The 17716-nt window shown below is 66.4% G+C and carries 13 protein-coding genes; all 13 read left to right on the forward strand.

The window, feature by feature from the left end:
• The first annotated feature begins 1 nt into the window (after position 1).
• The 13 genes from JX001_RS02775 (at position 2) to JX001_RS02835 (ending at position 17685) form a co-directional block, all read left to right on the forward strand.
• Positions 2-1651: a long-chain-fatty-acid--CoA ligase gene (locus tag JX001_RS02775; protein ID WP_205682196.1), complete on the forward strand. Its 1650-nt coding sequence runs from the start codon at positions 2-4 to the stop codon at positions 1649-1651.
• Positions 1648-3009 (forward strand): glycoside hydrolase family 1 protein, encoded by a 1362-nt coding sequence (locus JX001_RS02780; RefSeq protein ID WP_241004727.1) that lies wholly within the window; start codon positions 1648-1650, stop codon positions 3007-3009. The genes JX001_RS02775 and JX001_RS02780 overlap by 4 nt, the downstream gene beginning before the upstream one ends.
• On the forward strand, positions 3006-4118 hold the full coding sequence (locus JX001_RS02785; protein ID WP_205682197.1) for an alpha/beta hydrolase: 1113 nt from the start codon (positions 3006-3008) through the stop codon (positions 4116-4118). Before JX001_RS02780 ends, JX001_RS02785 begins: the two co-directional genes overlap by 4 nt.
• A 129-nt stretch (positions 4119-4247) precedes the next feature.
• Positions 4248-4808 (forward strand): RNA polymerase sigma factor, encoded by a 561-nt coding sequence (locus tag JX001_RS02790; protein WP_205682198.1) that lies wholly within the window; start codon positions 4248-4250, stop codon positions 4806-4808.
• Between the two features lie 40 nt (positions 4809-4848).
• On the forward strand, positions 4849-5832 hold the full coding sequence (locus tag JX001_RS02795; RefSeq protein WP_205682199.1) for a FecR family protein: 984 nt from the start codon (positions 4849-4851) through the stop codon (positions 5830-5832).
• A gap of 84 nt (positions 5833-5916) precedes the next feature.
• Complete coding sequence (locus tag JX001_RS02800) at positions 5917-8616, forward strand: TonB-dependent receptor (protein WP_205682200.1); 2700 nt, start codon at positions 5917-5919, stop codon at positions 8614-8616.
• A gap of 98 nt (positions 8617-8714) precedes the next feature.
• Positions 8715-10325: an alpha,alpha-trehalase TreF gene (gene treF, locus JX001_RS02805; protein WP_205682201.1), complete on the forward strand. Its 1611-nt coding sequence runs from the start codon at positions 8715-8717 to the stop codon at positions 10323-10325.
• Positions 10326-10373: 48 nt separating this feature from the next.
• Entirely contained in the window at positions 10374-11699 is a 1326-nt protein-coding gene (locus JX001_RS02810; RefSeq protein ID WP_205682202.1) for a sugar MFS transporter, read from the forward strand.
• Positions 11692-12075 (forward strand): nuclear transport factor 2 family protein, encoded by a 384-nt coding sequence (locus JX001_RS02815; protein ID WP_205682203.1) that lies wholly within the window; start codon positions 11692-11694, stop codon positions 12073-12075. Before JX001_RS02810 ends, JX001_RS02815 begins: the two co-directional genes overlap by 8 nt.
• A gap of 227 nt (positions 12076-12302) precedes the next feature.
• Positions 12303-14003 carry an ATP-binding protein gene (locus tag JX001_RS02820; RefSeq protein ID WP_205682204.1) on the forward strand — a complete coding sequence of 567 codons (1701 nt, stop codon included), beginning with the start codon at positions 12303-12305 and terminating at the stop codon, positions 14001-14003.
• A gap of 89 nt (positions 14004-14092) precedes the next feature.
• Entirely contained in the window at positions 14093-15007 is a 915-nt protein-coding gene (locus tag JX001_RS02825; protein WP_205682205.1) for a LysR family transcriptional regulator, read from the forward strand.
• A gap of 121 nt (positions 15008-15128) precedes the next feature.
• Positions 15129-16418: a glycerate kinase type-2 family protein gene (locus JX001_RS02830; protein WP_205682206.1), complete on the forward strand. Its 1290-nt coding sequence runs from the start codon at positions 15129-15131 to the stop codon at positions 16416-16418.
• Between the two features lies 1 nt (position 16419).
• On the forward strand, positions 16420-17685 hold the full coding sequence (locus tag JX001_RS02835) for an MFS transporter (RefSeq protein WP_205682207.1): 1266 nt from the start codon (positions 16420-16422) through the stop codon (positions 17683-17685).
• The last annotated feature ends 31 nt before the right edge of the window (positions 17686-17716 follow it).

Consider the following 17716-nt stretch of genomic DNA (forward strand, 5'->3'; position numbering starts at 1 on the left):
GATGGCGCTTCGTTTCGCCGACCCTGCGCCGGATGCCTATGCCTATCCCTTGTTGATCCGGCACCTGCTGCAGAGCGCGCTCGATGCGCGGAGCGGTCGCGAGATCGTCGGCTCTGACAACCGGCGTCACGACTACCAAACGCTGGCGCGTCGCGTCGGCCGTCTGGCCGCCGTGCTCGCGGCCCACGGCGTGGATCAGGGCGATGTCGTCGCGGTGATGGACTGGGACAGTCATCGCTATCTGGAGGCCTATTTCGCCATTCCCATGATGGGGGCTGTCCTGCAGACGGTGAACGTCCGGCTGTCCAGGGATCAGATCGCCTACACCCTGAAGGACACACGTCCGCGCGCGATCATCGTCCACTCTGACTTTCTGGAAGCACTCGCCGCGCTGCGCCCGGCGCTCGAGCCAGGCTGCGTGGTCATCACCTGCCACGACGGCCAGCCCGTTTCGCTCGATGACGCGGTCGGGGACTATGAATCCCTGCTGGCGGCGGAAGAGGAGACCTTTCCCTTCATCGACTTCGACGAGAACGCCCTGGCCACGACCTTCCACACCACGGGCACGACGGGCCTGCCCAAGGCGGTGACCTTCAGCCACCGTCAGTTGGTGCTTCACACCCTGGCGGTCGGGCTGGCGATGGGGCAGCAACCCGTCGAACAGGGACTGTGGCGAGAGTCGGTCTATATGCCGGTGACGCCCATGTTCCATGTCCACGCCTGGGGCCTGCCCTATGTGGCCACCCTGCTGGGGCTGAAACAGGTCTATCCGGGCCGCTATGTCCCCGCCCGCCTACTGGCGTTGAAGCGGGACGAGGGCGTCACCTATTCGCACTGCGTCCCGACGATCCTGCAGATGATCCTGGACGAAGCCGGTCCCGACGCCCGGCTCGGTCCCTGGACCGTCATCATCGGCGGATCGGCCCTGCCGGAATCGCTGCTCCGCGCCGCCGCCGCCGTCGGGATCACCGCCGTGGCGGGCTACGGCATGTCCGAGACGGGTCCGGTGCTGACGCTCTCGCGCCACGAGGACGATGACGCTCGCCCGCCCGAGCAGGTGCGCCGCTGGGCAGGCCGCCCCATCCCGCTGGTCCAAGTCCACTTACAGGATGAGAACGGCGACTCTGTCTCCGACGAACCCGGCGCCCAGGGCGAGATCGTGGTGCGCGCGCCGTGGCTCACCCAAACCTATCCGAACAGCGCCGAGGCCGGCGCCGCTCTCTGGTCGGGCGGCTGGCTCCACACCCAGGACGTCGCCACCCGTGAGGCGGCGGGCGACATCGTCATCCGCGACCGACTGAAGGACGTCATAAAAACCGGCGGCGAATGGGTCTCCTCCGCCGAAATCGAGGACCTGGCGCTGCGGGATCCGGACGTCGCCGAGGCGGCGGTCGTGGGGGCTCCCGATCCCCGATGGGGGGAAAGACCGGTGGTGTTCGCCGTGGCGCGAGCCGGTCGCACGCCCGTTCTGCAGACCTTGAAAGACCGAATGTCGCCGTTGGTGTCTGCCGGACACCTCAGCCGATGGGCCGCGCCCGACCGTCTGATCCTGATCGATGCCCTGCCACGGACGAGTGTGGGCAAGATTGACAAGAAAGCCCTTCGTCTCCTGCTCGGAGATGATGTGCTGGACAGCCGGAGCGCTTCATGACCCGTGCCTTCTCCCCCACCCCGAGCCGACGTTCCATCCTGACGGCCGGGACACTCGCCGCCGTCCTCGCCACCCAAGTTTCGGCAAAGCCTGCGTCTGCCGCAGCCCGCGCCGTCCGCGGCGAGGGCGCGGCCCCCTTTTTGTGGGGGGCGGCCACTGCGGGGCATCAGGTCGAGGGCAACAATGTCGCGAGCGACATCTGGCTGCTGGAACAGGTCAAACCGACCCTGTTCAGCGAGCCATCGGGCGACGCCTGTGACAGCTTTGAACGCTGGCGCGAAGACATTGAAATCGTCCGGTCGCTGAACCTCAACGCCTACCGCTTCTCCGTCGAATGGTCTCGGATCGAGCCCGCCGAGGGCCAGGTCTCGCTGTCGGCGCTGGAGCACTACCGGCGCATGGTCGTCGCCTGCCGCGAGGCGGGTCTGGCCCCGATCGTCACCCTCAGCCATTTCACCTCGCCGCGCTGGTTCGCGGCCAAAGGCGGCTGGTTTCACCCGGACGCGCCGACGACCTTCTCACGTCACGCCGAGCGGGTCATTCGCCATCTGGGCGAGGGCGTCAGCCACGTCGTGACCTTCAACGAACCCAATCTCCAGCTTCTGGGCGAATGGGGCAGGACGCCCGACCCGGTCGTGCGCCAGACCATGACGGACATGCTGGCCGCGGCGGCGAAGGCCAGCGGGTCCGACCGCTTCTCTCTCATGAACACAGGCGATGCGGCGGCCATGGTCGCCCCCGTCCTCGAGGCGCATCGGCTGGCACGAGAGGCGATCAGGACAGTCCGCGCCGACCTGCCGGTGGGCATGACCCTGGCCATTCCGGACGATCAGGCGGTGGGCTCCGACAGCCGGATCGAGGAGAAGCGGGCGACGGTCTACGCCCCCTTCTTCGCAGAGGCGCGCCAGGACGATTTTCTCGGTGTCCAGACCTACAGTCGCAGCCTGATCGGCGCTGAAGGACCGCTGCCGGTGCCGGAGGGGGCGGAACGGACCCAGATGGGGGACGAGTTCTATCCGCAGGCGATCGGCGCCTCGATCCGTTATGCCCATGCCCAGACCGGCCGGCCGATTCTGGTGACCGAGAACGGTCTGGCGACCCAGGACGATACAGTGCGGGCCCGGTTCATTCCCGCAGCGACGGCGGCCGTTCTCTCCGCCCGCGACGACGGGGTGCCGGTGATCGGCTACCTGCATTGGTCCCTGCTGGACAATTTCGAGTGGTTCGCCGGTTACGGTCCGAAATTCGGCCTGGTGTCAGTCGACCGCACGACGTTCAAACGCACGGTCAAGCCGAGCGCCCGCATCCTCTCGGACATCGCTCGATCGGACCTCTCATCAAGGCGGCGCACATCATGACCAAACAAATCTGGCCAGCGGCCGCGATCTTCGCCGCAGTGATCTCGGCGGGCGCGCCAGCAGGGGCTCAGACCCCTCCCGCCTCTGCAGTCGATGACCCGTCGACGGCTCACCTGCCGCCGATCGTTCTGCCCTATTCGAACTTCGCCAGCCCCGAGGCGCGCGCCCTGGCGGGCCGGCTGATGCACGAGCCGCCCTTTGAGTTCCGCGACGATATCGCCAAGGCCCGCGAACACTACGGACGGTATAACGATGACCGTCTCGCGGAAGTTCGGGCGCTCTATTCGACCCATGAGGAGCGACAGACGATGGGTGGCGTGCCAGTCGATGTCGTGATGCCGAGCGAAGGCGTTTCAGATCGTAACGCGGCGCGCGTTCTGATCAATGTGCACGGGGGTGCCTGGATGTGGGGATCGGGCAGTGGCGCTCTGGTGGAGGCTATTCCCATCGCTGCGGTCGGCCGGATCAAGGTGGTAGCCGTCGACTACAGGCTGGCACCCGAGCATCGCTATCCCGCCGCCTCGGAAGACGTCGCGGCCGTCTATCGTGAACTTCTGAAGACCTATCAACCGGAGAATATCGGCCTCTATGGCTGCTCCGCCGGCGGGGTTGTCGTGGCCCAGGCCACGGCCTGGTTCCAGACCCACGACCTGCCGGTCCCCGGCGCGATCGGCACCTTCTGCGGCACGGGCTCGGGCTATGGCGGGGACAGCGTCTTCCTCGGCCAGGCGACGACCGGGGGAACGGCTCCACCGCCTGCTGCCGCAGACAGCATCGGTATTCCCAATCCCTACATGGCTGGCGTGCCGCTGGATGATCCCCAAGCCTACCCTGTAACCGACGACGCCGTCATTGCGCGTTTCCCCCCGACCCTCCTGCTCGCCGGCGGCCGCGACTTCGCCGCCTCCACCCTGACGACCATGCATCGGCGCCTGGCTGCGGTCGGGGTGGAGTCCGACCTCTTCCTGTTCGACGGTCTGTGGCATGCCTTCTTCGTCTGGCCAGACTTGCCGGAATCGAAGGAGGCCTATGCGCTGATCGCACGGTTCTTCGATCAGCATCTGGGCGAACCCGCCGCCTCGACGGGACCGGACACCGCACGGCCATGATCCTCGACGTGCCGAATTCGCGGAACCGGTTCGCATTTGGCCCGTGTCTGCGTCCTTGTCTTCTGACGGCCCGTCAGAGGACCGCACGGGGGGCAGGGAAGATGAAGCCGATTTCGGCGGATACGGGTCATGACGACTGATCCGCGTCCAGGCATCGAGCCGGATGCGCGTGGGCGGGATATCATGCTCGACGGCCTCGCGCGCCGCTATGGGCGAGCCCTCAGCCAGTATTTCCAGCGCCGGACCGCGAATCGGGCCGATGTGCCGGATCTTGTTCAGGAGGTTTTCGTCGGCCTGAGCCGAATGAAGAATCCCGCGGACATCGAGAAGCCCGAGACCTTCTTGTTCGTCATCGCCGCCAATGTGCTGCGTGATCGGCGTCGGCGGGCCCTGACCCATCATGCCGCGGCGCACCATTCTTTCGACGAAAGCAACGATATGGGTTCGGGTTTCTCGCCCGAGCGCGTCCTAGAAGCCCGAGACGAGATCGCTGTCATCCGCGCCAGCCTTGCCGAGTTGCCGACACGGACGCGCGACGCCTTCGTGCTTCGGGCCTTCGAGGAGCTGGCGATGCGGGAGGTGGCTGCGGCCCTGGGTGTGTCCACACGGGCCGCCGAAAAACATTATGCAAAGGCGCTGGTCCATGTGACGGCCGCGCTGGAGGGACCCCGCCATCCGCACCGCGGCTGACAACGATGATCCTGTGGCGCTCGAGGCAGCCGAATGGCGCGTGGTGCTGTCCGGCGATCCGGACAAGGACACTCAGGCGCGGTTCGAGGCCTGGCGGGCCCGGCATCCGGGCCACGCCGACACCTATAGCCTGATCGCCTCCACGGAACTCCGGATCAGAACCCTCCGGGATGATCCGGAGCTTCTTGCCCTGCGTCATGAAACCCTGGCGCGGGCGTCCCTCGGGCGGCGTCGTCGTCAATCGGACCACCGACGCCTTTTCGGAGCCATGGCCGCCGCTGTTGTTCTAAGCCTCGCGCCCTTTTTGATGTGGATGGCACAGACCCACCAGGATGTCTCACAAGCTCCGGCAACCTTGCCGACCTATTCCACCGCAGTCGGGCAGCGCATGATCCTGACGCTGGAGGATGGATCCCACGTCACCTTGAACACGAACAGTCGCCTTCGGGTGGCCTATACGCAGGCAGAGCGCAGGCTCTATCTCGATGCCGGTCAGGCCTGGTTCGAGGTCGCCAGAGATGCAGACAAGCCCTTCAATGTGATCGCCGGCGGTCAGCAGGTCACGGCGCATGGCACCCGGTTCGATGTGCGGCTCAAGCCGGGGGCCGTCCAGGTGCTGCTGGTCGAGGGCAAGGTCAGTGTTGCCGCGAGCGGCGGCGGGACCCGAGCGGCCTCGGCGATCCTGTCACCCAACGACATGCTCACCGCCGATGCGCATGGCGTTCGGGTCCAACAGGTCGCCGACACGGGCGTCGTGGAAGGCTGGCGCGACGGCGTCGTCGTGTTCGACGACACGCCGCTCGCCGAGGTTGTCTCGGAAATCAATCGCTATGCAAGCCGTCCTCTGGTTCTGACGGGCGACCGTACGGCGCGGCTGCGGGTCAGCGGCGTGTACCGCATCGGCGGCGAGGCGGTGTTCGCCGAGGGACTCGCAGAAGGCCTGGGGCTCTCGATTGATCTGCGCACGCCGGATCGGATCGGTCTGTCAGCAAACGGGCGAAAAGCGGGGGACGCGGAAGAATAGTCGAGCTTGAGGGTTCGGATTGTCGAGGACGCTGCGTCCTTCAAAGCTGAGAGCTCCACAAAGGAGCCCGGGAGGAGAAATCAGATGAGGCCCATGTCATTCGTGCGCACCCTTGCGCTGTGTTCCGTCGCCCTCGGTGCCGTCAGTCCGGCGCTGGCCCAGGCGGAAAGTCCCGTCGTCGTTCATATCGAGCAGAGGAATCTGGGTCAGGCCCTGACCCAACTCGCGCGCCAGAGCGGTCGCCAGCTGATTTTTACACCAGAGGCCGTGCGCGGGAAACGGGCCCTTCCCCTGCACGGGTCCTACACGCCCGAGCAGGCTCTGAACCGGCTACTCGCAGGATCGGACCTGACCTATCAGCAGACGTCCGGCGGTGCCCTGGTGGTTTCGTCCCGCACCCAGAGCCCGCCCACCCAGGCGACCAGAGGTGGAGCAACCGCCGCGACGACGATCGCGCCGGCCCAGCAGACCTTCGACCCTGACGAGCCAACCGAGATCGACGAGGTGATCGTCATCGGCACCGCCGGGGCCGGGATCCGTCGTCAGGACGCCGCCTTTGCGGTGACCAACCTGTCGAGCGAAGCGATCAGCCAGGCCGCGCCGTCCAGCACCGCGGACCTGTTTCGGCTCGTGCCTGGCGTCACGGCCGAAAGTTCGGGCGGCCAGAACGGCGCCAATATCTTCGTGCGCGGCTATCCGTCGGGTGGTGACGCCGAATATGTCACCCTGCAGACGCAAGGCGTGCCCTTCTTCCCGCCCTCGACCCTGTCCTTCCTCGAGAACAGCCAACTTATCCGCATCGACGAGACCCTGAAGCGGGTCGAGGCCGTACGTGGCGGCACCAGCGCCCTGTTTTCCTCGGGCCAGCCCGGCCTGACGGTCAACTTCGTCCAGCGCGAGGGCGGTCCCGAATTCGAAGGCCTGGCCAAGATCTCGACCACCGACTACGGCGACGTTCGCGGCGACGCCTATGTCTCGGGTCCGCTGGGACCGGACACCACCTTCATGGTGGGCGGCTACTATGCCGGTGGGCCGGGCGTCCGCGATCCGCAGTTCACCGCCGAACGGGGCGGACAGATCACCGCCAATGTCCGTCACCGCTTCGACAACGGCTCGCTGCTGGTATTCGGTCGTTATCTGAACGACCACGGTCAGTGGCTGCTGCCCATTCCCGTAAGCCAGGACGGGGACGACATTTCCGAGTGGAACGGCTTCGACGCCGGAACGGGGACCTTCGCCGGCAACGAAACCCGTCTCTCCGTGCTGAACGACGGAAGTCGAGTCGATCTCGCCGACGGTCGCGGCTCGGACATCGTCAACTTCGGTGCAAACCTGGACTTCGACCTGACCGACAACATCAGCGTCCGGAACAGGACGAGCTACTTGAGCGGTTCGGCTAACACCTTTGGCATGGTCCCCGGGGGGACCCCGCCCCAGACGGCCGCTGCGTATGCCGCCTCTCTCGGTGGAACTCTGACGAGCCTGACCTACGTCAACGGCGGGGGTGCGGTCGCAGACCCTGCAAACCAGTTGGTCATCCCGGTGGGCGTCTGGCGCGTCGAGAAGGACATCGAATCCCTAGTCAACGACCTGGCCTTCGAGTTCCGGGCCGGATCCCATACGATCACGGCGGGGCTCTACTATGCCCAGTATTCTTCGGACGATCGCTGGAACCTCGGCAACGCCCAGTTGCTGACCGCCGAGCCCAACGCGCGACGCCTGGACATGACCATCCGCAACACGGCGACCACGGCTCTGCAACAGGTGACGCGAGCGGGGTTTGCGAGCGGCTCGACCTTCAACGTCAACGCCACCTATGACGGCCGCGATACGGCCTTCTATCTGACCGACGAATGGAAGGTGACCCCTGAGCTCACCCTCGACGGCGGCGTCCGGTATCAGAACCACCAGGTCGATGGCACCCTTGAGAACAACACCTTCGGGGTGGATACCGACGCCAATCCCGACACGCTTTTCAACAACAACTCGGCCGTCCTGAACGGCACCTTCTCGACTCTGACCTACGACGGCGACGAGACGTCCTGGACCTTGGGCGCCAACTACGCCTTCACCCCGTCCTTGTCGGCGTTCGGCCGCTACAGCCGGGGGCACAGCTTCCCCTTCTTCGACAATCTGCGCGACGGTCTTCGGCAGACGCAGAAGGTCGACAGCTATGAGGCCGGGCTGAAAGCCTCGTATGACCGGGTCGACCTCTATGCGACCGTATTCCGCAACGAGTTCGAAGGCCTGGCGACCACGGTGATCACCAATGGGGCACCGATCGCGTCGGTCGGTGGAGCCGAGACGACCGGTGTGGAACTGGAGGGTCAGATCCGGGCGACCGAAGCCATCAACATCGCCTTCTCGGGCACCTGGCTGGATGCCAGCTACCAGGATTTCTTCACGGACGGCGGCACCACCGACCTGACCGGCAATACGGTGCAGCGTCAGCCCGAGTGGCAAGGGCGGATCACCCCGTCCTGGACTGTTCCGGTCGGCGAGACCGGCCAGATCAGTCTCTACACCACCCTGGCCTATGTCGGAGACCGCTTCTCCGATGTGCAGAACCAGCAGACCCTGCCGGCCTTCTACAAATGGGATGCAGGCGTCACCTGGGACGTGAACGAACGAATCCAGGTGCAGGTCACAGGCGACAACCTCACCGACGAGATCGGACTGACCGAGGGCAATCCCCGCACCATCGGGTCACAGGGTTCAGGCGTCATCCTGGCGCGTCCCATCCTCGGCCGCTCGTTCCGTTTGAGTGTCGGCTACCGCTTCTAGAGTCTCCCCAGCCTGGGTTCCCTGTTTCGCCACGGCGAAACAGGGAGCTCGCTTTTTCATTCTGGCCGGTCGTCGGTCAAAAAGTAGAGTGTCCCCCAATGCGTCAGACCGGCTCCCTCATCCGTCGCCTTGTTCTGGCAACCCTCGCCGCGACGACCTTGACAGCCGCGCGCGCTCAGGACGTCACACCCGCCGACCTCTACGGTCCCCTGTTCGAAGCGATCCAGACCGGCAAGGTCTTTCCGGACGGCAAGACCTTCGTGGATGCCGTCCCGCGTCGGCCCGTCGCCGAGATCATGGCCGACTACGCGCGCGACCGCCCGCAGGGCGCGACCGCCCTGCGGGCCTTCGTTGAGGCCCGTTTCATCATTCCGGGCGATACGCCCGTCCCGGACGGTGCGCAGGTCGCCCAGGGTCTGCCGCTGAAGGCCCATATCGCTGCGCTCTGGCCGGTCCTCACCCGCCCGGCCCTGGAGCCCGTCGAAGGCTCTTCGGCTCTGGCGCTGCCGTCGCCCTACGTCGTCCCGGGGGGGCGCTTCCGCGAGATCTACTACTGGGACACCTATTTCACGATGCTGGGCCTCAAGGCCGACGGGCAGGACGCCCTGGTCGAGTCCATGCTCGAGAATTTCGAGGCCCTGATAACCGAGCACGGGCACATCCCGAACGGCGCGCGAACCTATTATCTGAGCCGGTCGCAACCGCCCTTCTTCGCCCTCATGGTCGGACTGTCCGAGCGAAAGGATGCTGTAAGCCGCCGGACCCAGCTCGCGGCGATGCAGGGGGAGTACGCCTTCTGGATGAAGGGGGCCGAGTGCGTCGCCGCGACCGGCGCCTGCGACCACGTGGTCCGGATGCCGGACGGCGCCCTGCTCAATCGCTACTGGGACGCGCGCGACACGCCGCGTGACGAAAGCTGGGCCGAGGACGTCGCCACGGCCAGTGAGGCTGAAGGGCGGCCCGCTGCGGAGGTTTATCGCGACCTGCGCTCCGGCGCTGAGAGCGGCTGGGACTTCAGCTCGCGCTGGTTCGACGATCCACAGGATATCGCCACCCTGCACACGACCGAGATCGTGCCGGTCGACCTGAACAGCCTGCTCTGGACCCTGGAGCGGACCATCGCCGCCCACTGCCGGGCCCTGGCCGAGCGCGCCTGCGTGCGCGACTTCGATCACCGCGCGGGAGCCCGCAAGCGCGCCATGAACCGCTACCTCTGGAACGCCTCGGAGCGCCGCTTCGGAGACTGGGATCGTCGGACCGGCCGCATGACCTCCAGCGTTTCGGCGGCGGGCCTGTACCCCCTGTTCACGGGTTGGGCGAACCGCAGCCAGGCCCGTGACACGGCGCGCCAGACCGAGGCGGTCCTGATCGCACCGGGCGGCCTGCGCACCACCGCCCTGACCACCGGCCAGCAGTGGGACGCTCCCAACGGCTGGGCGCCGCTGCAATGGGTCGCAATCTCGGGTCTCGACCGTTACGGGCATCGCGCCACGGCCGAAACCATTGGCACGCGCTGGCTCGGCACGGTCGACCGCGTCTACCGCGAGACCGGCAAGATGCTCGAGAAATACGACGTCGAGCAACAGCGCCCGGGCGGCGGCGGCGAGTATCCGCTGCAGGACGGCTTTGGCTGGACCAACGGGGTCACCCGCGTTCTTCTGGATCGCTATCCGGACGTCGTGTCCGAAACCGCGCCGACGATGCCCTGACACAAAGCCCCGCTTCCAAGAGACGCCGCCCCTGACCGGAGACACCCTATGATCGCCACGCCCGCCAATGATACCGTTCCGTCGTCGAGCGGCCCGAAGGGAGACGTCGGCTATCTGCAATGGTTCGTCTTCGGGCTGTTCTTCATCTTCGGCGGCATCACCAGCCTCAATGACGTCTTGGTGCCCAAGCTGAAGGAGCTGTATTCGCTCAGTTACTTCCAGGCGATGTTGATCCAGACGGCCTTCTTCGCCGCCTATTTCATCGTCTCCCTGCCTGCGGCCGCCCTCGTCCAGAAGGTCGGCTACATGCGTGGCGCCGTGGTCGGCCTGCTGATCATGATGGCGGGCTGTCTGCTGTTCATCCCTGCTGCCAACGCGGGCCTGTTCGGGGCCTTCCTCGGCGCCCTGTTCGTCCTGGCGGCGGGGGTGACCCTGGTCCAGGTGGTGGCCAATCCGCTGATCTCCATGCTGGGCGCACCCGACACCGCCTCCAGCCGCCTGACCTTCGCCCAGGCCTTCAACTCCCTGGGTACGACCGTCTTCCCTTGGGTCGGAGCCACGCTGATCCTGGGGTCGCTGGCGACGGTGAGCGCCGCAGAGCTGAGCGGAACGGCCCTGACCGCCTACCGTGCCGCGGAATCCGCCGTGATCACCCACGCCTATATCGGCATTGCCGTGGCCCTGGCGGTCGTTGCCGGCGTGGTCTGGCTGAACCGCAATCGCCTGATCGAGGAAAAGACTCCGACCGTCGCCTTCCTGAGCGCCTTCAATCTTCTGAAACAACCCCGCTTCGCCTTCGGGGCCCTGGGCATCTTCGTCTATGTCGGTGCCGAGGTCGCGGTCGCCAGCCTGATGACCAACTATCTGATGCAGGCCGACACCCTGGCCCTGCCGGCCCAGGGCGCCGGCGAGCGCCTCGCCCTGTACTGGGGCGGCGCCCTGGTCGGTCGCTTCATCGGCGCGTGGGTCATGCGGTTCATCGCCCCCTGGAAGGTGCTGGCCAGCGTCGCCCTCGGCGCCGTCATGCTGATCGCCCTGTCGGTGTTCACGACCGGGGCCCTGTCCGGCTATGCGCTGCTTTGCGTTGGGCTGTTCAATGCGGTGATGTTCCCGACCATCTTCACCCTGGCTTCCGCCGGTCTCGGTAAACGCGCAGCGGAGGGGTCGGGCATCATCTGCATGGCCATCGTCGGGGGGGCCATCGTCCCGCCGCTGACGGGCTATGTCGCCGACGTCTCGACCTTGCGGATCGCGCTCGTCATTCCGGTGGCCTGCTACATCGTCATCGCCCTCTATGCGCGGTATTGCGGGGGCATCGGGAAGGATGTCAGCGACATGTCTTGGTCCGAGAGCCGGGAGCCCGGCAATGCCTGAACGGACCGCCCTGCCGGACATCATCCAGCGATATCTCGACGCCTACAATCGGAGGGATGTGGAGGCCCTGGTCGCGTGCGTCTCGGAGACGGTGGTGTTCGAAAATGTCTCGAACGCCACGCCCTCCTTGCGCATCGACGGGCGCGATGCCTTCGCCCGCCTCGCAGCCCAGGCGGCGGAAACCTTCACCCTCCGGCGGCTGGAGGTTCGAACTGCGGTCATCGCCGGGGATCATGTGGCGCTTGAGGTGGACTGGTCCGGTACGCCGGCCGTGGACCTCGGAGAGTTCAGGGCCGGGGAGCGCGTGGTGCTGCGCGGAGCGTCGTTTTTCACCATCTCCGACGACCGGCTCGTCAGGATCGTGGATCTCAGTTGAGCGGCCTGGCGGCAGAGGGCGAATTTCCGGACCGTGGACGGTCGTGTGAGCCGGGGTGGGCGGGTCGTTCCATGGTGCGCTGCGGCCCTCTTCGGCCTCGTCGCCTCGTTCAGCCTGCTGTTAAGGTGCCGCTCCTGGCCGTCGGTGTCTTCCGGCGCCAGGCTTGCGCGGACGCGCCGATTCGATGGTCCGCAATGGCTCTCGGGCGCCTGTGAGGGGGCGATGACATGAACCAGGGCGATCTCAGCCGTCTTGGCGGCGCCATGGCGGCGCGGGCCCGGCAGTGGCGAACCCGGATCGGTCTGGGCGCCGTCATCGCCGTGGCCTTCTTCACCATGACAGGGTGGCTCTTCGCCTTGGGCTGGCTCCTGGTCTATTCGATCCTGCAGGCGCTCGAGTTCTGGGGGTTTCGGGCGTCGCGAAAGTCGGAGGACTGGACGCCTTCGACCGTCTGGGCCTGGTGGGCGGTCGGCTTCATCGCTCTCAACAATCTCGTCTTCGGCGCCTTCGCGGTGCGACAGGCCGTCGGGGGCGAAGACCTCTCTGTCATCGTCGCGATCCTGGTCATGGCCGGAGCCATCGTGAACGGGGTGATCGCCTGTGCAGGCTCCAGGCATCTTACCTGGGCGTCCATTCTCCCGCACATTGGTTGCTTCTGCGCCGTCACCGCATCGGTGCTCATGGCCGGGCATCCGCCCTGGCTCACCGCCCAGATGGGCGTCGCAGGCCTGCTGTTCGTCGTGCTCGCAAGCGTTGCGTCGCGCCAGCTCGCCCAGAAGCTCCAGGTCATGGAGGAGGGGCGATTGACGGCCGAGAGCGCCAACGTTTCCAAGAGCCAGTTTCTGGCAAACATGAGCCATGAAATCCGCACCCCGCTCAACGGCGTGGTGAGCATGGCCCATCTGCTGGCGCGATCGCCGCTCTCGGCCCCGGATCGTGAACTTGTCCAGATCATCCAGTCGTCTGCGGACACCCTGACCACCCTGCTGTCCGACATCCTGGACATGGCTCGCATCGAGGCCGGCGAGGTCACCCTGGAATACGTCCCCTACCATTTCGGGGACATGGTTCGCTCGGCCTGCGCCCTGTTCACCCTGCGGGCGCAGGAGAAGGGGGTCGCCATGGTCCTCGAACTGCCCGAAGACGCGGACCGCTTCGTCAGCGGCGACGGCAATCGCCTGCGTCAGGTCCTGAACAACCTGATCTCAAACGCTGTGAAGTTCACGACGCGCGGCCAGGTCACCGTCATCGTCACCCTGCCCGAGGCCGGCTGTGTCCGGGTGGTGGTCGCCGACACCGGGGTGGGGTTCGACCCGCAGGCCTGCGGCGATCTCTTCGCCCGCTTCCAGCAGGCCGACGGCACGATCACGAGGAAATTCGGCGGTTCCGGCCTGGGTCTGGCCATCTCCCACGAGCTCGTCTGCCTCATGGACGGACGGATCGGCTATGACAGCGTCGCGGGCGAGGGATCGACGTTCTGGGTCGACCTCCCGTTCGAGCCCTGTGCGCCGTCCGGCGTGATCGTCCTGGACGGCGACGAGATCGGGATCGACCGTCCCCTCGCTGTCCTGGTCGCCGACGATCATCCGATCAACCTCAAGGTGGCGACGATGATTCTGGAGCAGACCGGCTCGCGCTGCACCACGGCCGTCGATGGTGCCGAAGCCGTCGCCGCCTTCCAGTCCGGACGGTTCGACCTCGTCCTTATGGACATGCAGATGCCGGTGATGGACGGGCTGACCGCCGTCCGGGAGATTCGCGCCCTCGAAGAACGCTCGGGCCTCGCGCGAACCCCGATCGCCATCCTGTCCGCCAACGCCATGCCCGAGCACATCGCGGCCGCGTCCGATGCCGGCGCCGACGAACATCTGTCCAAACCCGTCCGTCCCGCCGATCTGATCAGGCTCGTGTCGAGGCTCACGGTGTGAGTGCGCTCCAACCTGTCGCCGTCGGTCGCGGACCCGGGGAGCATCCAACCGGCTGCCCCCCTCACGACGCCTTCGTCCGGATCGTCTAGATGCTGGACCTCGGCGATCTGGCGGTCTTCGCCAAGGTGGTGGAGACCGAGAGCTTCACACAGGCGGGCCGACTGCTCGGTCTGCCGAAATCGACGATCAGTCGGCGGATCGTCCGTCTCGAACGCCATCTGGGCGCCCAGCTGCTGAACCGCAGCACCCGATCGGTAAAGGTGACCGAGAACGGCGCCCTGTTCTTTGACTACTGTCTGCGATCCATGGGCGTTCTCCAGGACGGTGAGCGGGCGCTGCAGAGCCTGCAGAACGAGCCCCAGGGCGTGATCCGCATCGTGACGCCGCCCGTTCTCAGCCAGAGCCTTCTGGGCCCCCTGTTCGCGGAGTTCCTGCTCACCTATCCGGACGTGCATATGGTCAACACCGTCTCCGACGACGGCCTGACGGCTCTCCGAGATGCCTGTGACCTCGCCATCACGGTGGGGCCACTGGCCGATTCCGGCTTGATCGCCACCAAGCTCGGCGAGACCGAATGCGGTGTCTTCGCCGCCCCCTCCTATGTGGAGCGGATGGGCGCGCCACAAAGCTATATCGAACTGACGCGTTTCGATCTGCTCGCCCACGGTCTGGCCGATCGTCGCCAGAAATGGAGCCTGTCGCGGGGTCGCGAAGAGGTCGCCATCGATTTCGGCCCCCGGTTCGTCTCCAGCGACATGCAACTTCTCCGGCAGGCGACGATTGCAGGCCTCGGTATCGCGCGCCTGCCGGCCTTCCTGTGCAAGCACGATCTGGCCGAGGGCCGGCTTGTCGAGATTCTGCCTGACTGGCGGACACCCGGTCTGGTGTTCTCCGCCGTCTTCAGCGACCCGCGCACCGTCCCGGCACGTGTTCGGACCCTGATCGATTTTCTCGTCGAGCGCATGCGGCCCCGCCTGTCCTGGGACATTCAGTCCTCCGCGTGATGTTGCTTGGTGGGCAACAGTCTGTTCCGCGCGGGATGGCTTTCGCCCGCCTACGAAGTCGGGTGAGCAGGACGGAACGACGACGCTGAGGTGACCGTCGAGACCGGAGGGCAGCGACCACATGACCGATGATCCGAACGCTCCCCATCGGGCGGCCATGATCGATCTGTTCGCACGCGCCGTGATCGCGGTCTCGGCCGAGGCCGCCATGCCGGATGAGCTTCCCGCCACCCCCTCAGGACGCACCGCGATCATCGCCCTGGGCAAGGCGGCGGTGCCGATGATGCGTGTCGCCCTGCGCCGATCATCGGGCCCCGTCACAGGACTGGTGGTCACCCGCTATGGACATCTCGATTCGGAGGCGTCGTTCGGCCCGGACATCGAGGTGATCGAAAGCGGCCATCCGGTCCCGGACGACAAAAGCCTGGATGCGGCGAACCACGCCCTGCGACTCGCGACGGCGCTCAAGGCCCAGGACCGGTTGCTGCTTCTGCTGTCGGGCGGTGGTTCGGCCCTGGCCTCGGCGCCCGCGGGCGGAGTGTCGCTCGAGGACAAGCAGGCGGTCACGCGGAGCCTATTGCGATCGGGCGCGACCATCGCCGAAATCAATACGGTGCGAAAACACCTGTCGCGCTTCAAGGGCGGTCGTCTGGCCCAGGCCGCGGGTCCTGCCAAGGTCACGACCTGGATCATCTCGGACATCCCAGGCGACGATCCCTCGTTCGTCGCCTCGGCGCCCACCGTCGCGGATCAAACCACGCTACAGACGGCACGCGACATCGTCGCCGAATACGGCGTCGCCGTTCCGCCCGCCGTGGATCAGGCGCTGCTCGATCCCGCCAACGAAACCCCGACCCCCGACAGTCTGGGCCTGGCAGGGGGCGAGGTCAGGATCATCGCGCGCGCACGCGATGCCCTGTCCGCCGCCGCCGAAGCAGCGGAGGCGAAAGGGTTTGTCATCACCAATCTCGGGGACCGGCTCCAGGCCGAGTCCCGGCATCTGGGGGCCAGCCATGCGGGCCTCGCGCGCCGCCTGGCCAGCGATGGTCGACGGCGCGCGATCATTTCCGGTGGCGAGACGACCGTGACCGTCGTCAACCCCGAAGGTCGCGGCGGACGCAATCTCGAATATCTGCTGGGTCTGGCCATCGGTTTGGACGGCGCTCCGGGCATCTGCGCCCTGGCCTGCGACACCGACGGCATTGACGGCACCGAGGACGCCGCGGGAGGCGTGATCTTCCCCGACACCCTGGTCCGTGCGCGGGCCCTGGGACTGGATCCGGTCGAGCACCTGCGCACCAACCGCAGCCATGCCTTCTTTGAAGCTCTGGGGGACCTGGTCGTCACCGGTCCAACCCTGACCAACGTCAACGACTTCAGGGTGATCCTGATCGATGGACAGGAGGATTGACATGATGTCCGCCCCACACTCGTCTTCAAGACCTCCCGCCTCAGCCGCCTATCCGTGGCTGCTCATCGGGCTGCTCTGGGTCGCCTCTTTCCTCAACGCCGCAGATCGCTCGATCCTGGTCGCGACCATGCCGGACATCCGCGCGGAGTTCGGCCTGGACGCGGGTCATCTGGCCCTGATCAATTCGGTGTTCTTCTGGGTCTACGCCGTCGCCGCCTTCTTTTCGGGCCAGCTGGGGGATCGGACCCGACGCTCAAGGGTGATCGTCTATGGCCTGATGTTCTGGAGCGTGGCGACCGGTATGGTCTCGCTCACGACCGGGTTCGGCATGCTGCTGGCGACACGGGTTCTCGTCGCGGTCGGAGAGTCCGCCTACTATCCCAGCGCGACGGCCCTGATCGGCGATTGGCACGGCAAGGCGACGCGCAGTCGCGCGCTCTCGCTTCATCAGACAGGCCTGTTCGCCGGGGCCGGCCTTGGGGCCCTAAGCGCGGGACTTCTGGCGGATCGGTTCGGCTGGCGCGCGCCCTTCGCCCTGTTCGCGGCCGCCGGCTTGGTCTACGCCTTCGTTCTTCTCTGGGCCCTGCGCGACAAGACGGTCGAGGCGCCGGTCGCTTCCGTTCAGAAGACGTCACAGGGAAGCCTGCGCGCCGTTCTCTCCAATCCCGCCGCTCTTGGTCTCTGCCTGGTCTTCTTCCTGGCCAATGGAGCCTCGACCGGCCTGATGGTCTGGGCTCCGACCTTCGCCCACGACGCCTTGGGCCTCAATCTGACCGGGTCGGCCCTGATCGGATCGGCCACGATCAATCTCGCGGGATTCCTGTCCGTCCCCCTCGGGGGGGTGCTGGGGGACGCCCTGGGGCGCCGCACCGGTTTCGGCCGCTTCTATGTCCTGGCGCTCGGGCTCGGGCTTGCGGGCCTGTTCCTGCTTCCCTTGCCGCTCGCCACCACGGCGACCACGGTCGGGCTTGTGCTTCTGGCCTCAAGCCTCGGCAAGGGCATCTTCGACGGATGTATCTATGCGGCCATGCACGACATCGCCGAACCGCGCGTAAGGGCGACCGCCGTCGGCACCATGACGATGGTCGGCTTCATCGGAGCCGGCCTCACGCCCCTGATGGTGGCCGCCCTGTCCGACCGGTTCGGCATGGCGGTCGGCCTCAGCGCGCTCGCCGGCCTCTATGGTCTCGCCGTCATCCTTTTGCTCCTGCTTCGCCGTCCGGCGCTGACTGCGATCGAGAAGAGTGCGGCATGGGATGTAGCCTGACCGGGTCTCGCCCGGACCCGAGGTCAGGCCA

The organism is Brevundimonas fontaquae (assembly GCF_017086445.1).
In the GTDB taxonomy this organism is placed as follows: domain Bacteria; phylum Pseudomonadota; class Alphaproteobacteria; order Caulobacterales; family Caulobacteraceae; genus Brevundimonas; species Brevundimonas fontaquae.

What these genes read in the sequence shown, in the direction of transcription:
- JX001_RS02810 (WP_205682202.1), top strand. Translation starts at nt 10,374, where the DNA reads ATGATCGCCACGCCCGCCAATGATACCGTTCCGTCGTCGAGCGGCCCG.
- JX001_RS02775 (WP_205682196.1), top strand. Translation starts at nt 2, where the DNA reads ATGGCGCTTCGTTTCGCCGACCCTGCGCCGGATGCCTATGCCTATCCC.
- JX001_RS02800 (WP_205682200.1), top strand. Translation starts at nt 5,917, where the DNA reads ATGAGGCCCATGTCATTCGTGCGCACCCTTGCGCTGTGTTCCGTCGCC.
- JX001_RS02780 (WP_241004727.1), top strand. Translation starts at nt 1,648, where the DNA reads ATGACCCGTGCCTTCTCCCCCACCCCGAGCCGACGTTCCATCCTGACG.
- JX001_RS02815 (WP_205682203.1), top strand. Translation starts at nt 11,692, where the DNA reads ATGCCTGAACGGACCGCCCTGCCGGACATCATCCAGCGATATCTCGAC.
- treF (WP_205682201.1), top strand. Translation starts at nt 8,715, where the DNA reads ATGCGTCAGACCGGCTCCCTCATCCGTCGCCTTGTTCTGGCAACCCTC.
- JX001_RS02820 (WP_205682204.1), top strand. Translation starts at nt 12,303, where the DNA reads ATGAACCAGGGCGATCTCAGCCGTCTTGGCGGCGCCATGGCGGCGCGG.
- JX001_RS02825 (WP_205682205.1), top strand. Translation starts at nt 14,093, where the DNA reads ATGCTGGACCTCGGCGATCTGGCGGTCTTCGCCAAGGTGGTGGAGACC.
- JX001_RS02835 (WP_205682207.1), top strand. Translation starts at nt 16,420, where the DNA reads ATGATGTCCGCCCCACACTCGTCTTCAAGACCTCCCGCCTCAGCCGCC.
- JX001_RS02790 (WP_205682198.1), top strand. Translation starts at nt 4,248, where the DNA reads ATGACGACTGATCCGCGTCCAGGCATCGAGCCGGATGCGCGTGGGCGG.
- JX001_RS02785 (WP_205682197.1), top strand. Translation starts at nt 3,006, where the DNA reads ATGACCAAACAAATCTGGCCAGCGGCCGCGATCTTCGCCGCAGTGATC.
- JX001_RS02830 (WP_205682206.1), top strand. Translation starts at nt 15,129, where the DNA reads ATGACCGATGATCCGAACGCTCCCCATCGGGCGGCCATGATCGATCTG.